The organism is Rhizobium sp. LCM 4573, assembly GCF_001854865.1.
Classification (GTDB): Bacteria; Pseudomonadota; Alphaproteobacteria; order Rhizobiales; family Rhizobiaceae; genus Neorhizobium.
In genome coordinates this window covers 70572-87400 of the sequence record NZ_MDDW01000005.1, presented here as the reverse complement: position 1 = coordinate 87400, position 16829 = coordinate 70572, and the positions used below count along the sequence as shown (strand labels likewise).

17 protein-coding genes and 1 riboswitch are annotated in these 16829 nt (G+C 62.1%); of the genes, 7 read left to right on the top strand and 10 right to left on the bottom strand.

The annotated features are described in order from the left end of the window. Positions 1 to 69: 69 nt before the first annotated feature. From LCM4573_RS11275 to LCM4573_RS11255, 5 genes are all read right to left on the bottom strand, one after another. Positions 70 to 960, bottom strand: coding sequence for an arginase family protein (locus LCM4573_RS11275; RefSeq protein WP_071006384.1), 891 nt, complete (start codon positions 958 to 960; stop codon positions 70 to 72). Between the two features lie 18 nt (positions 961 to 978). After that, positions 979 to 1356: a VOC family protein gene (locus LCM4573_RS11270; protein WP_071006383.1), complete on the bottom strand. Its 378-nt coding sequence runs from the start codon at positions 1354 to 1356 to the stop codon at positions 979 to 981. Between the two features lie 113 nt (positions 1357 to 1469). Then, positions 1470 to 2159, bottom strand: a complete 690-nt coding sequence (locus LCM4573_RS11265; protein WP_071006382.1) for an isoprenylcysteine carboxylmethyltransferase family protein — start codon at positions 2157 to 2159, stop codon at positions 1470 to 1472. Positions 2160 to 2234: 75 nt separating this feature from the next. Continuing rightward, complete coding sequence (mazG, locus tag LCM4573_RS11260; RefSeq protein ID WP_071006381.1) at positions 2235 to 3068, bottom strand: nucleoside triphosphate pyrophosphohydrolase; 834 nt, start codon at positions 3066 to 3068, stop codon at positions 2235 to 2237. Between the two features lie 15 nt (positions 3069 to 3083). Next, the gene (locus tag LCM4573_RS11255; RefSeq protein ID WP_071006380.1) at positions 3084 to 3662 is read right to left on the bottom strand and encodes a nucleoside deaminase; all 579 of its coding nucleotides are present in this window, start codon (positions 3660 to 3662) and stop codon (positions 3084 to 3086) included. Between the two features lie 245 nt (positions 3663 to 3907). Here LCM4573_RS11255 and cysG point away from each other — a divergent pair, with 245 nt between their 5' ends. The 5 genes from cysG (at position 3908) to LCM4573_RS11230 (ending at position 8826) form a co-directional block, all read left to right on the top strand. Continuing rightward, positions 3908 to 5362: a siroheme synthase CysG gene (gene cysG / locus LCM4573_RS11250; protein WP_071006596.1), complete on the top strand. Its 1455-nt coding sequence runs from the start codon at positions 3908 to 3910 to the stop codon at positions 5360 to 5362. Further along, on the top strand, positions 5359 to 5673 hold the full coding sequence (locus LCM4573_RS11245; RefSeq protein ID WP_071006379.1) for a DUF2849 domain-containing protein: 315 nt from the start codon (positions 5359 to 5361) through the stop codon (positions 5671 to 5673). The genes cysG and LCM4573_RS11245 overlap by 4 nt, the downstream gene beginning before the upstream one ends. A gap of 7 nt (positions 5674 to 5680) precedes the next feature. Beyond that, positions 5681 to 7354: a nitrite/sulfite reductase gene (locus LCM4573_RS11240; protein ID WP_071006378.1), complete on the top strand. Its 1674-nt coding sequence runs from the start codon at positions 5681 to 5683 to the stop codon at positions 7352 to 7354. Further along, positions 7354 to 7866: a DUF934 domain-containing protein gene (locus LCM4573_RS11235; RefSeq protein ID WP_071006377.1), complete on the top strand. Its 513-nt coding sequence runs from the start codon at positions 7354 to 7356 to the stop codon at positions 7864 to 7866. Before LCM4573_RS11240 ends, LCM4573_RS11235 begins: the two co-directional genes overlap by 1 nt. A gap of 144 nt (positions 7867 to 8010) precedes the next feature. Then, entirely contained in the window at positions 8011 to 8826 is an 816-nt protein-coding gene (locus LCM4573_RS11230; RefSeq protein WP_071006376.1) for a ferredoxin--NADP reductase, read from the top strand. A gap of 707 nt (positions 8827 to 9533) precedes the next feature. Here LCM4573_RS11230 and LCM4573_RS11225 read toward each other — a convergent pair. From LCM4573_RS11225 to gcvT, 5 genes are all read right to left on the bottom strand, one after another. Continuing rightward, positions 9534 to 9977, bottom strand: a complete 444-nt coding sequence (locus tag LCM4573_RS11225; protein WP_071006375.1) for an SRPBCC family protein — start codon at positions 9975 to 9977, stop codon at positions 9534 to 9536. Between the two features lie 93 nt (positions 9978 to 10070). Further along, positions 10071 to 10208, bottom strand: a complete 138-nt coding sequence (locus tag LCM4573_RS28065) for a hypothetical protein (RefSeq protein WP_157895499.1) — start codon at positions 10206 to 10208, stop codon at positions 10071 to 10073. Between the two features lie 218 nt (positions 10209 to 10426). Further along, positions 10427 to 13291: an aminomethyl-transferring glycine dehydrogenase gene (gene gcvP, locus LCM4573_RS11220; protein WP_071006374.1), complete on the bottom strand. Its 2865-nt coding sequence runs from the start codon at positions 13289 to 13291 to the stop codon at positions 10427 to 10429. Continuing rightward, entirely contained in the window at positions 13288 to 13650 is a 363-nt protein-coding gene (gene gcvH / locus LCM4573_RS11215) for a glycine cleavage system protein GcvH (RefSeq protein WP_071006373.1), read from the bottom strand. The genes gcvP and gcvH overlap by 4 nt, the downstream gene beginning before the upstream one ends. Positions 13651 to 13819: 169 nt before the next feature. Beyond that, positions 13820 to 14968: a glycine cleavage system aminomethyltransferase GcvT gene (gcvT, locus tag LCM4573_RS11210; protein ID WP_071006372.1), complete on the bottom strand. Its 1149-nt coding sequence runs from the start codon at positions 14966 to 14968 to the stop codon at positions 13820 to 13822. A gap of 159 nt (positions 14969 to 15127) precedes the next feature. Further along, a riboswitch (glycine riboswitch) is annotated at positions 15128 to 15215 on the bottom strand. A gap of 162 nt (positions 15216 to 15377) precedes the next feature. Between gcvT and LCM4573_RS11205 the strand changes: the two genes are divergently transcribed. Both LCM4573_RS11205 and LCM4573_RS11200 read left to right on the top strand, forming a co-directional pair. Further along, positions 15378 to 15752, top strand: a complete 375-nt coding sequence (locus tag LCM4573_RS11205; RefSeq protein ID WP_071006371.1) for a hypothetical protein — start codon at positions 15378 to 15380, stop codon at positions 15750 to 15752. Between the two features lie 74 nt (positions 15753 to 15826). Beyond that, positions 15827 to 16816 (top strand): copper chaperone PCu(A)C, encoded by a 990-nt coding sequence (locus LCM4573_RS11200; RefSeq protein ID WP_071006370.1) that lies wholly within the window; start codon positions 15827 to 15829, stop codon positions 16814 to 16816. The last annotated feature ends 13 nt before the right edge of the window (positions 16817 to 16829 follow it).

Genomic DNA, 16829 nt, shown 5'->3' with positions numbered 1-16829 from the left:
AAAGCCCCATTGAGGCGAGCTGAACCATAGCAAGAAAGTTGGCAGCGAAACGCTCGATGCTCGCCGTGTTCAGGCCGCTGTTCCGAGCGCCGCGGCTAGCACGTCGGCCAGACCGCGCCCGGCACTGCCGTCCTCATCGAGGCGCGGATTGTAGATGGTGACCTCGATGCCGACTGCCTTGCCGTTCGCCAGGGCAATCCGGAGCGCTGTCTCCAGCTCGTCCCACGATAGACCGCCGGGCACGCGAAAATCGACAGCCGGCATGATGGCGTCGTCAAGACAATCGGCATCAAGGTGGATGAAGAAACCGTCGAGTTCCTCCCGCGTCAGGTGATCCACCGCTTCGCGTGCGGCGGCCTTGATGCCCATCATGCGCACGGCGGGAAGATCGAGGGCTTTGAGCTCTTCGGGGAGGGGTTGGCTTCCATACTCCTCCTGGTCTTTGTGATCGCGATACGCGAACGCGACGGCGTCTTCAGGACGGACCAGGGGACCCCGGCCCTCGATGTCAGATAGGAGCGAGGGACCGTAACCGGTGACAAAGGCGAGATCCATCGAGGCGCCCTCACCATTGGGTTCCGCTTCGGGCTGGAAGAAATCGGCGTTGCCGTCGATGAAGAGCAGACCGTAGCGGCCACGCCGCCGAAACGCGAGCATCGAGCCCAGCAGGATCGTGCAATCGCCGCCCAGCACGATCGGAAATTCGTCCGCGTCGAGCACCGCTTCCACCGCGTCGGCGAGTTTGGGCGACCACGCCGCAATCGCACCGGCGTTCAGGATGCCGGTCGCGGAATCGGGCACAGGATCCTTGGCGGGCACCGCCAGCCGCTCGGCGCGGCGCGCTTGGATACGCTCTGCAAATCCGAAATCCAAGAGCTGCTCGGGCAAGCGCTCCACTCCGTCCGTCGCCAGGCCCAATGTGGAAGGGGCTTGGAGAATTGCATAGGGAAGGGTCGGCATGCGCGCCTCCGATAGCGGCTATTTTGCAGAGTAGGTCACTGCCTCGATCTTGTGACCGTCCGGATCGCGGACGAAGGCCCCATAGTAGTTGGCATCATAGTTCGGCCGCAGCCCCGGAGCGCCATCGTCGCTGCCACCATGTTTCAATGCTGTTGCGTAAAATCGATCGACCATCGATCGGTCCTCAACGGCAAAGGCGATATGCGTGCCGTTGCCCACGGTTGCAGGCTTTCCATCGATCGGAACCTGAACACTGAAGTGAAACGTGCCGCTTCCGTAGCCTAGTCCGCCTTCGTCCTCGGTCATCGGCCCAATGCCGACGATGGGCAAAACGGCATCGTAGAAGCGCTTCGAACGTCCAACATCATTCGTACCTACCGAGACATGGTGGATCACAACTGCCTCCGTTCCAGCTTTGTCCCGTAACGGCAGCTTCCGGTTATTGTTCCCTCTAAGCCGAGTGTCGTTTATGCACCAATTCCGCTTTTTGCGTTCATAGATGCTTTGCTCTAGTAGAACAGCGGGATCAGCCGGTATCGCACTTTCTCGCAATAGGCTGCGTATCCTTCCAGTTTCAGGCGCAGGTGCTTTTCCTCGTCCGTCAGCCGCGCCACCAGCCCGCCGACAATGAGCAGCACTGGCAGCAATCCCCAGTACGATCCGAGAGCTAGTGGCGTGCCGACGAAAAGGAGCAGTGCGGCGCTGTACATCGGGTGCCGCACGATGCCGTAGAGGCCGTCGGAAACAACGGTCTGCCCGGCTTGCACGCCGACAGTCGCCGCCGCATACGAGTTCTGCCGGAAGACGATCAGGCAGCCGATGAAGCCCAGGGCGGTGAGGATATTGCCGATGATGACGATCGCCGTCGGCACCGACGACCAGGAGAACCGGTAGTCCAGGCAGGACACCAGGTAGAGCGCGATCATGACGACGCTGTTGTAGGCCTGAATGCGTTTCTGTGCCGGCTCGGTTTCCGCCGTCGGTCCCGATCTCATTCGCCTTTGCGCCAGCGCAGGATCGTATGTCACCACATACCAGCTGCTAACAGCGAGCCAGAAGGTGAAGTTTGCCAGATAAAGCCAGCCTTGCCAGTAGTTCAGCGTTCCGGCCGTGGCGAATATCAGAATGGCGAGAAAGACGATGAAAAGCACCGTCGCCCGCGCGGCGCTGGCGCCTAGCCGGACGCGATCTTCCTGCATGCCGTTCTCCTGACCCAATCCGATCAAGGATTAGATATCGCTGGGTTCCGGCAAGGCAAGCGCCGGCGGGAATGCTCAGCCGATCTGCCGCTCGATCGCCTTGGCCGCCTGCCAGAGCTCTTCCATGCGCTCCAGCGTGGCGGCCTCCAGAGTCTCGTTCGATTGTTGAAGAGACTTTTCTATATGATTGAATCGACGCCGGAACTTCGTATTCGTGCTGCGGAGCGCCTCTTCCGGATCGGCCTTCACATGCCGGCCGATATTGACGAGTGCGAAGATGAGATCGCCGAGTTCGTCGGCCACCTTGTCTTGGCTGCCGCTGTGCAGCGCCTCGCGAAGCTCGCCGATCTCCTCCTCGATCTTGTCGAGGATCGGTTCGGCCTCCGACCAGTCGAAGCCCACCTTGGCGGCTTGGCTCTGAAGCTTTACCGCCTCGGTCAGCGCGGGCTGGCTGCGGTGGACGCTGCCGAGAAAGCCCAGTTTGAAGTCTTCCGTGATGCCGCGCTTGGCCCGCCGCTCGGCGCGCTCGCGCTTTTCCTCGGCTTTTACCGCATCCCACTGCACCTTTACCGCGTCCGGCGTCGCGGCGTCCGAAACCGCAAAGACATGAGGGTGCCGGCGGATCATCTTCCTGGTGATCGCCTCGACGACGTCCCCGAAGGAAAATTCGCCGGCTTCCTCGGCCATGCGGGCGTGAAAGACAACCTGGAGCAACAGGTCGCCCAACTCCTCGCAGAGGTCGTCCATGTCGTTGCGCTCGATCGCGTCGGCAACTTCATAGGCTTCCTCGATCGTATAGGGTTTGATCGTCGAGAAATCCTGCTCGAGATCCCAGGGGCAGCCGGTTCCGGGTGTGCGGAGTGCCGCCATGATCTCGATCAGCCGCGAAATATCCTTGGATGCTTCCATGATCTTGTCCTGATCTCAGGCGAGAGGGATTTTGTTTTCGTCCTTGCCGGACTGGTAAATGCCGGAAAGCCCGTCATAGGCCGCTCTTATATGCGCAGCTTGCGTCTTCAGCGCGGCGCGCTGCGGCTCGCTTTCGGTCTCGACGAGGTCGCTGATGGCGTGGGAGTGCCAGAACGCGTTGCTGCGCCGGTAGCCGCCTGGCTCCAGGCCGAAGACTTCCTTCAATATCTTGAGGTCATGGGGGATCGCGAAGGCGTCGCGCGAATCCTCATTGCTGAAGAAATAGTAGAAATTGTCGAAACCGGCCCAGGTGATCGCCGACATGCACATCGTGCAGGGCTCGTGGGTCGAAAGGAAGATCAAATCTTTTGTCGGGATGCCCGGAGTGGTCTCGTAGAACCGCTTCAATGCGTGGACTTCGCCATGCCAGAGCGGATTTTCGAGCTCGTTATTGGTCTCGGCGATCACCAGCGAAAGGTCGGATTTCCTGAGGATCGCGGCGCCGAAAACCTTGTTTCCGGCGGCGACGCCTTGTCGGGTCAAAGGCAGGATATCGTGCTCGATCACGTCGAGCAGGCGGGCGGCAATCGTCATCGATGTTCAGCTTCCGGATTGTGCGTTGCAGTCTAGGCGGACGAGGTTGATGGCGGAAGGCAAAATTTGCGATTCCCCTTAAACCCCGGTGGAAAAGGAGCGGATTTCCGCCAGGCGGTGGCTTTTACTCCAGATCGTGCGCTTGCGAGAAGGAAAATGCTGTAGGTGCAATCTCTTGGCACATCCGTTTCTTCATTTTGCAGCCGTGTTCGCGATAGTGTGCGCGCATGGATCAGGATGTCCGCATGTTCAATAAATCCGAGCGCCTTTCGGTTTTTCCCGCCTTCTTCCGCGTCAGCGGCAAGAGGGTTTCCGTGTTCGGGAATGGCGAGGAAGCCTTTGCGAAGGTCCGGCTTCTGTTGAACACGGATGCGAAGATCGTTGCCTATGCCTCTGAACCGAAAGCGGATTATGCCGTTTTCCTTTCAGGGCAGGGGATCGAGGTCGTCGCGGATGAGTTTTCTTCCGAGCAGGTGGAAAATGCCGCTCTCGCATTTGCCGCTACCGGCGATGCGGCCCTGGATCGCGAGATCGTTCTTGCCGCCCGAGCGCGAAAAATTCCCGCAAATGCCGTCGACCAGCCGGAATTCTGCGATTTCTACACGCCCGCGCTGGTGAACCGTGCGCCGGTGGCGGTTGCGATCGGCACCGAGGGGGCCGGGCCGGTTCTCGCCCAGATGATCCGCGCCCGCATCGACCAGATGCTGTCGCCCTCGCTCGGCCGGCTTGCAAGCCTCGCCGCCGAATATCGGGACGCGGCCGAGCGGCTGGTGCCGCGCGGCGTCTCCCGTCGCATCTTCTGGCGCCGCTTCTTCTCCGGCGATGTCGCAGGCGCAGTGGATACGAACGATCTTGCCGGCGCCCGCCGCTCGGCCAATGCGCTGCTTTCGGGTTCCGGCCGCGCCGAGGGCCATGTCTGGCTGGTTGGCGCGGGTCCAGGCGCTGAAGACCTTTTGACGCTGCGCGCCCAGCGCGTTTTGATGGAGGCCGATGCGATCGTCTATGACGCGCTCGTGCCGCAGACGATCGTCGACATGGGGCGGCGCGATGCGGAACGCCTTTCCGTCGGCAAGCGCAAGAACTGCCATTCGAAATCTCAGGAAGAGATCAACCGGCTGCTGGTCGAGCTTGGCCGGCAAGGCAAGCGCGTGGTGCGGCTGAAATCCGGCGATCCGCTCGTCTATGGCCGCGCCGGCGAGGAAATGGCGTCGCTCCGCGAAGCGGGCGTGTCCTACGAGATCGTGCCGGGCATTACTTCGGCCTTCGCCGCCGCTGCCGATTTCGACCTGCCGCTGACCCTGCGCGGCGTAGCCTCGTCGCTGATCTTCACGACCGGCCATGACCTCACCGGCGACGTCCTGCCGGATTGGGCAAGCCTTGCCGTTTCCGGTGCCACCATCGCCGTCTATATGGGCCGCACGGTTGCCGCCTCCGTCGCCGAGCGGCTGATGGGAGCCGGGCTTGCAGCTGAAACGACCGTTGCGGTGGTCGAGAATGCCAGCCGCGCCGACCGGCGGCTCTTCCATGGTGTCCTGCGGGAACTGCCCGATCTGGAAGTGCGTGAGGATCTCTCCGGCCCGGTGATGGTGATTATCGGCGAGGCTGTCGCCGGTGCGAATTTCGAGAAGTCCGAGCCGCTTTCGGCGTTCAAGACCGAATATGATGCGAAGGCTCGCGAGGAAGTGGGAATGAGAGGATGACCGACAAGGTTCTGACCGCCAACCGCCTGTCCGACGGCATCGCCGTCTGGCTCGATGCGAACGGCCAATGGACGGAGAAGCTGCAGGACGCTCTGGTGGCGCGCCATCCCGAGGCCATCGCCTCGCTGGAAGCGATCGGCAAGCGCGATTTCGCCGCCAACCGCGTCGTGGATGTGAACGTCATAGAGGTGCAGGAAGCCGGCGGCCAGATCTGGCCGCTCCGCCTGCGCGAGCGCATTCGGGCCCAGGGCCCGACCATGGAATATGCCGCCGGCTTCCGCCCCGCCGATCCGGCATTCATCGCAGTCTGAGGAAATCATGTACCGTTACGACGAATTCGACCACGCTTTTGTAACGAGCCGCGTGGAGCAGTTCCGCGATCAGGTGGCGCGTCGCCTTTCCGGCGAGCTGGAGGAGGACGCCTTCAAGCCTCTGCGCCTGATGAACGGGGTCTATCTTCAGCTGCATGCCTATATGCTGCGCGTCGCGATCCCCTATGGCACGCTGAACGCGAAGCAGATGCGGATGCTTGCCCACATCGCGCGCAAGTATGACCGCGGCTATGGCCATTTCACCACCCGCCAGAACATCCAGTACAACTGGCCGAAGTTGTCCGATACGCCCGATATCCTGGCCGAGCTCGCGACCGTCGAGATGCATGCACTGCAGACTTCCGGCAACTGCATTCGCAACGTCACCGCCGATCATTTCGCCGGCGCCGCGGCCGATGAGGTCGCCGATCCGCGGCCTTACGCGGAAATCCTGCGCCAGTGGTCTTCCGTCCACCCGGAATTCTCCTTCCTGCCGCGCAAGTTCAAGATCGCGGTCACCGGCGCAGAGCGCGACCGTGCCGCGATCCAGGTGCATGACATCGGCCTGCATCTTAAGCGCAATGAAGCCGGCGAACTCGGTTTTGCCGTCTATGTGGGCGGCGGGCAGGGGCGCACGCCGCTGGTTGCCAAGAAGATCCGCGACTTCTTGCCGGAGGAGGATCTGCTGTCCTACATCACCGCGATCATGCGGGTGTACAACCTCCATGGCCGACGCGACAACAAGTACAAGGCCCGCATCAAAATCCTCGTGCACGAGACCGGCGTCGAAGAGCTGACCCGGCAGGTCGAGGAGGAATTCGTCCATCTGCAGGGCACCGAACTCAAGCTGCCGGAAGCCGATGTTCAGGCGATCGGAGCCTATTTCGCTCCTCCGGCGCTGGCCGACCGTGCGGAAGGCTGGGCGCAGCTTGCCGGCTGGAAGAAGACCGATCCGGATTTCGCCCGCTGGGTGCAGCAGAATGTGCAGCCGCATAAGCATCCGGACTATGGCATGGTGACGATTTCGCTGAAACCCATCGGTGGCATTCCGGGCGATGCCACGCATGAGCAGATGGATGCGATCGCCGACCTCGCCGAGGAATATGCCTTCGACGAAATCCGCATCAGCCACGAGCAGAACGTCATCCTGCCGCATGTCGCGCTGGCGGATCTCGAGCCGGTCTACCGCGCGCTGGTGGCGCAGGGGCTTGCGACCCCCAATGCCGGGCTCATCACCGATATCATCGCCTGTCCGGGGCTGGACTACTGCGCGCTTGCGAACGCCCGTTCGATCCCGGTGGCGCAGGAAATCTCCACCCGCTTCGGTTCGCCCGAGCGCCAGGCGGAGATTGGTGAGCTGAAGATCAAGATCTCCGGCTGCATCAATGCCTGCGGGCATCACCATGTCGGCCATATCGGCCTCTTGGGCGTCGAGAAGAAGGGTGCCGAGCTCTACCAGATCACCCTCGGCGGTTCCGGCGACGAAAACACCTCGATCGGCGAGATCATCGGCCGCGGCTTCGAGCCCGACCGGGTGACGGATGCCATCGAGACCATCGTCGATACCTATCTCGGCCTTCGCCTCTCGAAGGATGAGATCTTTCTCGAAGCCTATCGCCGCGTCGGGCCGCAGCCTTTCAAGGATGCGCTCTATGGCGATGCCAAGGCGGAGGCGGCGTGATGACGAAGATATGGAGAGAAACCGGCTTCGTCGCCAACGATCCGTGGGTGATCGAAACCGAGGAGCTGAAGGCGACAGAAGAGCAGAAAGTGCTGCTGCCGCTCGATGAGCTGATCGCCAGGGCAGAGGAAAGCAACGATGTCGGGCTCGGCGTGTTGGTCAAGCCCGCCGATGACGTGCGCAAGCTCGAACCCTATCTTTACCGCCTCGAGATCGTCGCGGTGGCCTTTCCGGCCTTCAACGACGGCCGGGCGTTCAGCCATGCCTCGCTGCTGCGCGAGCGGCTCGGTTATCGCAACGAGCTTCGCGCGGTTGGTGACGTATTGATCGACCAGATCCCGCTGATGCTGCGGGTTGGGATCGACAGCTTCGCCGTCAAGAACGAAACCGCGCTGAAGCGGCTGGAAGAGGGGCGCTTGCCGGGGATCGCCGTCCATTATCAGCCGACGGCGCGGCCGGCCGAGGGCCAGCAGGCCTATAGCTGGCGGCGAAAGGCCGCGGCTGCCGGTTAAATCCGGCGGGCCTCTTTCAAAACCGGAGAATGAGGCACATATTTTGCGCGAGGCGGCGACAAAGGCATTGTGATGCCTTCAAAAGCGGCCTCGCATGGTATAATTCGCTTGTCGCGAACCGAAGAAGACCAAGACGGACCAGGCATGAACGCTCCAGCAAAGAATGAAGATTTCGTAGCGGCCAAGATCCCGGACGGCGTCTATGCCGAGACGGTGCTTGACGTCGAGCATTACACCGAGCACCTGTTCCGCTTCCGGATGACCCGCCCCGACGCATTCCGCTTCCGTTCGGGCGAATTCGCGATGATCGGCCTGATGGTCGGCGATAAGCCGATCTACCGCGCCTATTCGGTCGCAAGCCCCGCCTGGGACGAGGAACTGGAATTCTTCTCGATCAAGGTGCCGGACGGCCCGCTCACTTCGCATCTCCAGAAGATCAAGGCGGGCGACACGGTACTGATGCGCAAGAAGCCGACCGGCACGCTCGTGCTCGATGCACTGACCCCCGGCAAGCGTCTCTACATGTTCTCGACCGGCACCGGCATTGCGCCGTTTGCGAGCCTCATCCGCGATCCGGAAACTTACGAGAAGTTCGACGAGGTGATCCTCACCCATACCTGCCGCGAGGTGGCGGAGCTGAAATACGGCTTCGACTTGATCGAGGAAATCCGCAACCACGAATTCCTTTCCGAGATCGTCGGCGACAAGCTCAAGCATTACCCGACCGTGACCCGCGAGGACTATCCGTTCCAGGGCCGTATCACGGACCTGATCGAGAGCGGCAAGCTTTTCACCGATCTCGGCGTCCCGCCGCTCGATCCGGCGATCGATCGCGGCATGATATGCGGTTCTTCGGCCATGCTGAAGGACACCAAGGAACTGCTCGAAAAGGCTGGCCTTACCGAAGGTGCCAACAACAAGCCGGGCGAATTCGTTATCGAACGCGCGTTTGTGGGGTGAGGAACGGTCGGGCGTAGCCCGAGCAATCGATCCAGTGAATCGATTGCAGTGACGAACGCCCGGAGCCCAAGCGAAGGGCCGGGCAGCACAGGATGCCGAGAGGGCATTGGTGGGGACAAAACCGCCACCCCACTCCAATCCCATCAACTACTTACCCCCTTTCTCATCCCCGCTCTTCAAACCTATGCCTACAATTACCCCGTTCCGTCGCGGATACACCGGCAGGCGTGCCGGCGAGGCGGAACCGGCGCGGGTCATGAGGGTCAGACGCAAAACCTCATGATCCGGGTTCGCGGAAAATGGTCTCCCTCCGGCGACACGGGGAGAGATGACGGTTTCGGACCGGCCTGTCATCTCTTGATGCCCCGAAAGAGCGCGCCGGGCGTGCCTGTGCGGCACACATGGTGGCGTCAGTGAATGGGTGGCGAGAAGGTTCGGCCTAAAAACGGCAAGTTCTTCGCCTTAATCTCCCTTGCGCGGCCACGGCAGAGAGACCGAAGTCGCGGGCAAAAACCGCCGAACGGGGCGCTGAGAGGTGTCACCTAAAACTAAAACTTAAGAGGCAGCTTTCAGCGCCCCATCCGATCCTCGGGTCAAGCCCGAGGATGACTACAGCCCTCGCCCTCGGGCGAGCGGTCCTCGGGTTCAACCCGAGGAAAGACCCGATGATCGCCAAGGGAGGAATCCGCGTTTTAAAAGAGGTGGGCCTATTGATTGATCTCCGGCTCGACAAGCTTCGCCAGGTTTCGCAGCGATTCCTGCCAGCCGAGATAGCAGGCTTCGGCGGGGATGAGGTCCGGCACGCCGGCCTGGGTAATATCGATCTCGGTCCCGACCGAAACCTTCTTCAAGGTCACGGACACCTGCATCTCGCCCGGCAGGTTCGGATCGTCGAACCTGTCCGTATAGCGCACCCGTTCGCCCGGCACGAGTTCCAGGTATTCACCACCGAACGAGTGGCTGTTGCCGGTCGTGAAATTGCGGAAGGACATTTTGAATTTGCCGCCTTGCGTTCCCTCGAACTGGTGAACGGTGCAGGTAAAGCCGTTCGGCGGAAGCCATTTGGCGAGCGCATCCGCCTCGATGAAGGCGCGATAGACCTTCTCCGGGCTGGTTGCGAGGACGCGGTGCAGACGAATGGTGCTTGGCATGGTCGTGATCCTTCTGAATTGATGGAGCGTACGACACGAGGACGAACCAAAGTTCGCCGATCCGACAAGGCCGGTTAAAAAATCAGGCGTGGTTCAACCGAAAAGCCAGGAGGCCCCTCCGCCGATGACGACGAAAACGAGGATCAGGCCGACGATACGGCCGGTTCCGGCGATCGAATCGGTATTGAAGACCTTGTTCCAGAGCGAGTTTCCGTTCGCGTTATCGTCCATGATTAGGATTCCTATCATTATCTGCCGGGACCAAAGCCATTTATAGCATTCATTCCGGCGAGAAATCTGCCCCTCACCCTAAACCTTTCCCCGTTTTGACGGGGAGAGGGGACCTGCCCTACGTGACGGCGAGAACTGGCGGAGCGGGTGCTGCATGTTTCCTTCTCCCCGTCGAAACGGGGAGAAGGTGCCCGGCAGGGCGGACGAGGGCATCGCCGCTACTCCGCCGCCTCCTGATAGGCCTCCATCGGCGGGCAGGTGCAGACGAGATTGCGGTCGCCATAGACGTTGTCGACGCGGTTGACCGGCGACCAGTACTTGTCCACGCGGAAGGCGCCGGGCGGGTAGCAGGCCTGCTCGCGGCTGTAGGGACGATCCCATTCGCCGACCAGGTCTTCCACCGTGTGGGGCGCGTTCTTGAGCGGATTGTTGACCTTATCCATGCGGCCTTCCTCGATGTCGCGGGCTTCCTCGCGGATCGCCAGCATGGCATCGCAGAAGCGGTCGAGTTCGGCCTTGGTCTCGCTCTCGGTCGGTTCGATCATCAGCGTGCCGGCGACCGGCCAGCTCATGGTGGGCGCATGGAAACCGCAGTCGATCAGGCGCTTGGCGACATCGTCCACCGTGACGCCCGCCGATGCATTGAGCGGGCGCGTGTCGATGATGCATTCATGCGCGACGCGGCCGGCTTCCGACTTGTAGAGCACGTCATAGGCGCCCTTCAGCCGTGCGGCGATATAGTTGGCGTTGAGGATCGCCACCTTGGTCGCCTGAGTCAGCCCTTCGCCGCCCATCATCAGGCAGTAGGACCAGGAGATCGGCAGGATCGACGGCGAGCCGAACGGAGCCGCCGAAACGGCACCCTCACGGCCGTCTGCCTCTGGATGGCCCGGCAGATAGGGCGCCAGATGCGCCTTCACGCCGATCGGGCCCATGCCGGGGCCGCCGCCGCCATGCGGGATGCAGAAGGTCTTGTGCAGGTTCAGGTGGCTGACGTCGGAACCGATGTCGCCGGGCCGCGCAAGGCCGACCATGGCGTTCATGTTGGCGCCGTCGAGATAGACCTGGCCGCCGTGCTTGTGGGTGATCGCGCAGATCTCCTTCACCGTTTCCTCGAACACACCATGCGTCGAAGGATAGGTGATCATGCAGCACGACAGGTTTTCCGCATACTGCTCTGCTTTTGCTCGGAAATCCTCGAGATCGACATCGCCATTTTCGCGAGCCTTCACCGGGACCACCTTCATGCCGACCATCTGCGCCGAGGCGGGATTGGTACCATGCGCGGAGGTCGGGATGAGGCAGACATCGCGGTGCGTGTCGCCGTTCGCAATGTGATAATTGCGGATGGTGAGCAGGCCCGCATATTCCCCTTGCGCGCCGGAATTCGGCTGCATGGAGAAGGCGTCGTATCCGGTGATCTGGCAGAGCTTTTGCGAAAGATCGTCGATCATCTCCTTGTAGCCGAGCGCCTGATCGGCGGGCACGAAGGGATGGATGTCGGAAAATTCCGGCCAGGTGATCGGCAGCATTTCCGCGGTGGCGTTCAGCTTCATCGTGCAGGAGCCGAGCGGGATCATCGCCCGGTCGAGCGCCAGATCGCGGTCCGAGAGCCGGCGGATATAGCGGGTCATCTCGCTTTCGGCGCGGTTCATATGGAAGATCGGATGCGTCATGTATTCCGATTTCCTGAGCAGCGCGTTGGGCAGGCGGTATTCCGGCTCGAAATCCGAGACCTTGAAATTGCCGCCGAAGGCGCGCCAGACGGCTTCCAGCGTCGCGGGACGGGTACGCTCGTCGAGCGACATGCCGATCTTGGTGTTGCCGACCTTGCGCAGGTTGACGCCCTCGGCGACGGCGGCGCGCAGGATGAGACCCTGCATATGCCCCACCTCGACGGTGATGGTGTCGAAGAAGGTGTCGGGTTCGATCTTGTAGCCGAGCTTTTCGAGGCCCTTGGCCATCAGCACGGCCTTCTTGTGGACCTGCTGGGCGATCGCCTTTATGCCATCGGGGCCGTGGAAAACGCCGTACATGGAGGCCATAACGGCAAGCAGCACCTGGGCGGTGCAGATGTTGGAGGTCGCCTTTTCGCGGCGGATATGCTGTTCGCGGGTCTGCAGCGACAGGCGATAGGCGCGGTTGCCGCGGCTGTCCACCGAGACGCCGACGAGACGGCCGGGCATGGCGCGCTTGTGCGCATCCTTGACCGCCATATAGGCCGCGTGCGGGCCGCCATAGCCGACGGGCACGCCGAAGCGCTGCGAGGAACCGATCGCGATGTCGGCGCCCATTTCGCCGGGGGATTTCAGCAGCGTCAGCGCCAGCGGGTCAGCGGCGACGGCGGCGACCGCGCCGGTTTGGTGCAGGCGGGCGATCAGGCCGGAGAAGTCGTGCACATGGCCGTGCGTGCCGGGATATTGGAAGATCGCGCCGAAAACATCGACCGGGTCGAGATCGGTCATGGGATCGCCGACGATGACGGTCCAGCCGAGTGGGGCGGCGCGCGTCTCGATCAGCGCGATGGTCTGCGGATGGCAGGCGCTATCCACGAAGAAGGCGGTCGCCTTCGACTTCGCCTGACGCTGGCAGAGCGCCATGGCTTCGGCCGCCGCCGTCGCCTCGTCCAGCAGCGAGGCATTGGCGACGTCGAGGCCGGTCAGGTCGCAGATCATGGTCTGGAAGTTGAGGAGCGCTTCGAGACGTCCTTGCGAAATCTCCGGCTGATAGGGCGTATAGGCCGTATACCAGGCGGGGTTTTCGAGGATGTTGCGCTGGATGACCGGCGGCGTGATGGTGCCGTAATAGCCTTGGCCGATCAGCGAAACGAGCGCCTGGTTCTTATTGGCGGTCTCCCGCAGCTTGTCGAGCGCTTCGCGCTCCGTGAGCGCCGCACCCCAGGTGAGCGGCACCTGCTGGCGGATCGAGGAGGGCACGGTGGCATCGATCAGCGCATCGAGCGAGGGATAGCCGATCACCTTCAGCATCTCGGCCATTTCCGACGGCGAAGGGCCGATATGCCGCCGGTTGGCGAAATCGTAAGGCTGGTAATCGGTGAAATGGAAATCGGTGCTGTCGGTCATCCGATCAGGTCCTTGTATGCGGATTCATCAAGCAAAGCATCGGCATCWCCGGGGTTCTTCAGCTTGAGCTTGAAGAACCAGGCAGCACCCTGGGGATCGGAATTGACGAGCGATGGGTCGTCCACGATGGCTTGATTGATCTCGATGACTTCGCCATCCAGCGGACAATAGACGTCGGAAGCTGCTTTCACGCTCTCGACGGTCGCGGCATTGCCGTCCTTGACAAGCTCGGCGCCCACTTCCGGCAGCTCCACGAAAACGAGATCACCGAGCTGTTCGGCGGCGTGGCTCGTGATGCCGACGGTGGCGATATCGCCCTCGAGCTTCAGCCATTCATGTTCGGCGGTGAATTTCAGCATGGATTTGTTCCTCTCGTGATATTGGTTCGGCTCTTTGCCCCTCACCCTAACCCTCTCCCCGCAAGCGGGGAGAGGGGACTAGGCGGGCGTTCGCGGCAGGCGTCCTTCTCCCCGTCTCGACGGGGAGAAGGTGGCGGCAGCCGGATGAGGGGCAATTCTGGCCATGTGGTTAACGCTTGTAAGTCGGTGTGATGAAGGGAAGTGCGGCGACGGCGACGGGCAGATACTTGCCGCGCACCTCTGCGAAAACCTGTGTGCCGGCTTCAGCGAAATCGGTCGGCACGTAGCCCATGGCGACCGGGCCTTCGACCGAGGGACCGAATGTGCCGGACGTGACTTCGCCGATCTCCCGGCGGCCTTCCGCATCGGCATAGAGCTTGGCATGCGACCGGACAGGGGCCTTGCCTTCGGGCTTCAGACCGACGCGGCGTCGCGAAGTGCCGTTCGTCAATTCATCGAGGATGCGGGAAGCGCCGGGAAAGCCGCCCATGCGGGCGCCTGAGGCGCGGCGAGCCTTCTGGATCGCCCATTCGAGCGCTGCCTCGATCGGGGAAGTATCGGTGTCGATGTCGTTGCCATAGAGACAAAGACCGGCTTCGAGGCGCAGCGAGTCGCGCGCGCCGAGCCCGATCGGCATGCAGTGCGGATCTTCAAGGAAAGCCTTGGCGATCTGTTCGGCGCTTTCGGCGGGAACCGAGATTTCGAAACCGTCTTCTCCGGAATAGCCGGAGCGGGAGATGATGCACGGAACATCGTGGAGGCTGGCGTCAGAGACATCCATGAATTTCATGTCGACGACGTCCGGCCAGAATTCGGCCAGCACCGCCTCGGCGCGCGGACCCTGAAGGGCGAGAAGAGCGCGATCCTCAAGCAACGTCACGTCGCAGCCGGAAAGATGCGCCTCCATATGGGCGACATCAGCTTCCTTGCAGGCTGCGTTGACGACGACGAGCAGGTGGTCGCCGCGATTGGTAATCATCAGATCGTCGAGAATGCCGCCGTTCTCATCGGTGAAGAAGCCGTAACGCTGGCGGCCTTCCTTTAGGCCAAGAATATCGACCGGAACGAGGCTCTCTAGGGCGAGCGCGGCATCCTCATAGGCGCCGGACTTTGCTTTGACGATCACCTGGCCCATGTGGGAGACGTCGAACAGGCCGGAGGCGGCGCGGGTTTGAAGATGCTCCTTCAGCACGCCGGCCGGATATTGCACCGGCATGTCATAGCCCGCAAACGGCACCATCTTCGCACCGAGCGAAACATGCAGCGCATGAAGCGGGGTTTTCTTGAGGACGGTCGGATCGTTGGTCTTATCGTCCAAGGGGACGCCTCCAGGTTTGGCGCCCAATATCGAACGGCGCGCCGGCTCAGTTTCAGGCGCGGTGAAGCGCCGGTTTCGAGCCCCCTCTGTCCTTTTCGCCTGAGATTGTTATCCCTTCGGCGAGCCTTCCTTGCGAAGGCTTCTCTCCAGAGTCCTGTCGGTTGCCTGCTGGTCCTTTTGCCTGAGAGTTTCCGGGGCGGTTGCTCCTTCGGCACCGCATCGAAGCGGCTTCTCCCAGCGGGCTGGCCGTCATTATCGGCGAGGGTATCCGCTTGGCAAGAGCCAAATGTCGCTGTCAGCAAGATTTTCGTCGCGTCGCTTCAAGGCGAAGGAAGAGAGGACGCGACAATTCATCTTTTGCGCTTGCCCCGGAACTGCGGTATCGGAGCATGGTCAAACAGGTGAGGGCATGACGGGTGGAATGAAGACAGCGGCGAAGCTTTTGCGCATTCTCTGCGCAGCGGTGCTGCTATCGCTTGGATTCGCCCATCAGCCGGTCATCGCCGCCGCGCCGCTTGCCTCCTATGACGAGGCCTACCGGCTGCCGGACGGTACCTTCGCGGAGATCTGCACCGAAGGCGGGCATCGCGAGTTACCCGCTGCAAAGCCGGTCTGCGAAGCCTGCCTGCTCGCCGGCTCGATCATCCTGCCGCCGCCGAGCGACGAGGCCTGGCTTGCACGGAAACAGGCGTCCCTTTTCAGCCCGCTGACGGGCGAGGCGCCGATCCTTGGCGGAAGATCGCTCATCCGGCCAAACTCCCGCGCGCCGCCGCCGGCGGCCTGACTGCTTTACCCGAACGCATCACATCATTCCCGGATCGATGGCCGAAACGCGCCTTTGCCGGAAGAGGACATCCGATGAAGACCATCAACACGATCGCCCTGACGGGCATTTTCGCCGCCGCCGGCATTGCCGGGGCTCAAGCGCACGCAACCTTCACCCAGTCGTCTGCGACCGAGGAAAGCTATGTCGTGGCGGCGCTGCAGGTGCCGCATGGCTGCGACGGCAAGGCAACAACCGAGGTGCAGATCAAGCTGCCGGAAGGCTTCATACTCGCCAAGCCGCAGCCGAAGCCCGGCTGGGAACTGGAGGTCATCTCCGGCGACTACGCAAAGACCTATGACGACCATGGCGACAAGGTGACGTCCGGTCCGGTGGAGATCCGCTGGAAGAACGGCGACCTGCCGGATGCCTATTACGACACCTTCGTCGTTCGCGGCAAAATCTCGGGCGTGGCAGCCGGCACCGCGCTGGCGTTCCCGACCGTTCAGCTTTGCGGAACCGATGGCAGGGTTGCATGGGATGAGGTTGCCGCAGCAGGGGTCAATCCGCATTCGCTGGAAAGCCCGGCTCCGGTGATCGAAGTCGCCTCCAAGGCGAAAGAAGGGCATGGCGAACACGCCGGCCATGGGGATCACGCCGCCACCGCTCCTGCCCATGAGGAAGCGGTGAAGGTCGGAGATATCGAAGTGACGGGCGCCTTCACCAAGGCGATGCTGCCCGGCCAGCCGGTCGGCGGCGGCTATTTCACCGTGAAGAACAACGGCGGTGAGGATGACGTTCTGGTCTCCGCATCCTCCTCCATCGCCGGCACCGTCGAGCTGCACGAGATGGAAATGCAGGGGCAGGTGATGAAAATGCGCAAGCTGGAAACGGGCATTCCGGTTCCGGCCGGCAAGACGGTTGAACTCACGCCGGGCGGCCTGCACCTGATGTTCATCAAGGTGAAGGAGCCGTTCAAGCAGGGCGCAAGCGTGCCTTTGACGCTGACATTCGAAAAGGCCGGCAGCGTCGATCTCGTGCTGCCGGTGGAAGCGGCCGGACCCGGCGGGCACCAGCATAACTGAACAGGAACAGGGC

Coding starts and splice junctions, on each gene's coding strand:
- LCM4573_RS11275 (WP_071006384.1), bottom strand. CDS start 960: ATGCCGACCCTTCCCTATGCAATTCTCCAAGCCCCTTCCACATTGGGC.
- LCM4573_RS11265 (WP_071006382.1), bottom strand. CDS start 2,159: ATGCAGGAAGATCGCGTCCGGCTAGGCGCCAGCGCCGCGCGGGCGACG.
- mazG (WP_071006381.1), bottom strand. CDS start 3,068: ATGGAAGCATCCAAGGATATTTCGCGGCTGATCGAGATCATGGCGGCA.
- LCM4573_RS11255 (WP_071006380.1), bottom strand. CDS start 3,662: ATGACGATTGCCGCCCGCCTGCTCGACGTGATCGAGCACGATATCCTG.
- cysG (WP_071006596.1), top strand. CDS start 3,908: ATGTTCAATAAATCCGAGCGCCTTTCGGTTTTTCCCGCCTTCTTCCGC.
- LCM4573_RS11245 (WP_071006379.1), top strand. CDS start 5,359: ATGACCGACAAGGTTCTGACCGCCAACCGCCTGTCCGACGGCATCGCC.
- LCM4573_RS11240 (WP_071006378.1), top strand. CDS start 5,681: ATGTACCGTTACGACGAATTCGACCACGCTTTTGTAACGAGCCGCGTG.
- LCM4573_RS11235 (WP_071006377.1), top strand. CDS start 7,354: ATGACGAAGATATGGAGAGAAACCGGCTTCGTCGCCAACGATCCGTGG.
- LCM4573_RS11230 (WP_071006376.1), top strand. CDS start 8,011: ATGAACGCTCCAGCAAAGAATGAAGATTTCGTAGCGGCCAAGATCCCG.
- LCM4573_RS11225 (WP_071006375.1), bottom strand. CDS start 9,977: ATGCCAAGCACCATTCGTCTGCACCGCGTCCTCGCAACCAGCCCGGAG.
- LCM4573_RS28065 (WP_157895499.1), bottom strand. CDS start 10,208: ATGGACGATAACGCGAACGGAAACTCGCTCTGGAACAAGGTCTTCAAT.
- gcvP (WP_071006374.1), bottom strand. CDS start 13,291: ATGACCGACAGCACCGATTTCCATTTCACCGATTACCAGCCTTACGAT.
- LCM4573_RS11205 (WP_071006371.1), top strand. CDS start 15,378: ATGACGGGTGGAATGAAGACAGCGGCGAAGCTTTTGCGCATTCTCTGC.
- LCM4573_RS11200 (WP_071006370.1), top strand. CDS start 15,827: ATGAAGACCATCAACACGATCGCCCTGACGGGCATTTTCGCCGCCGCC.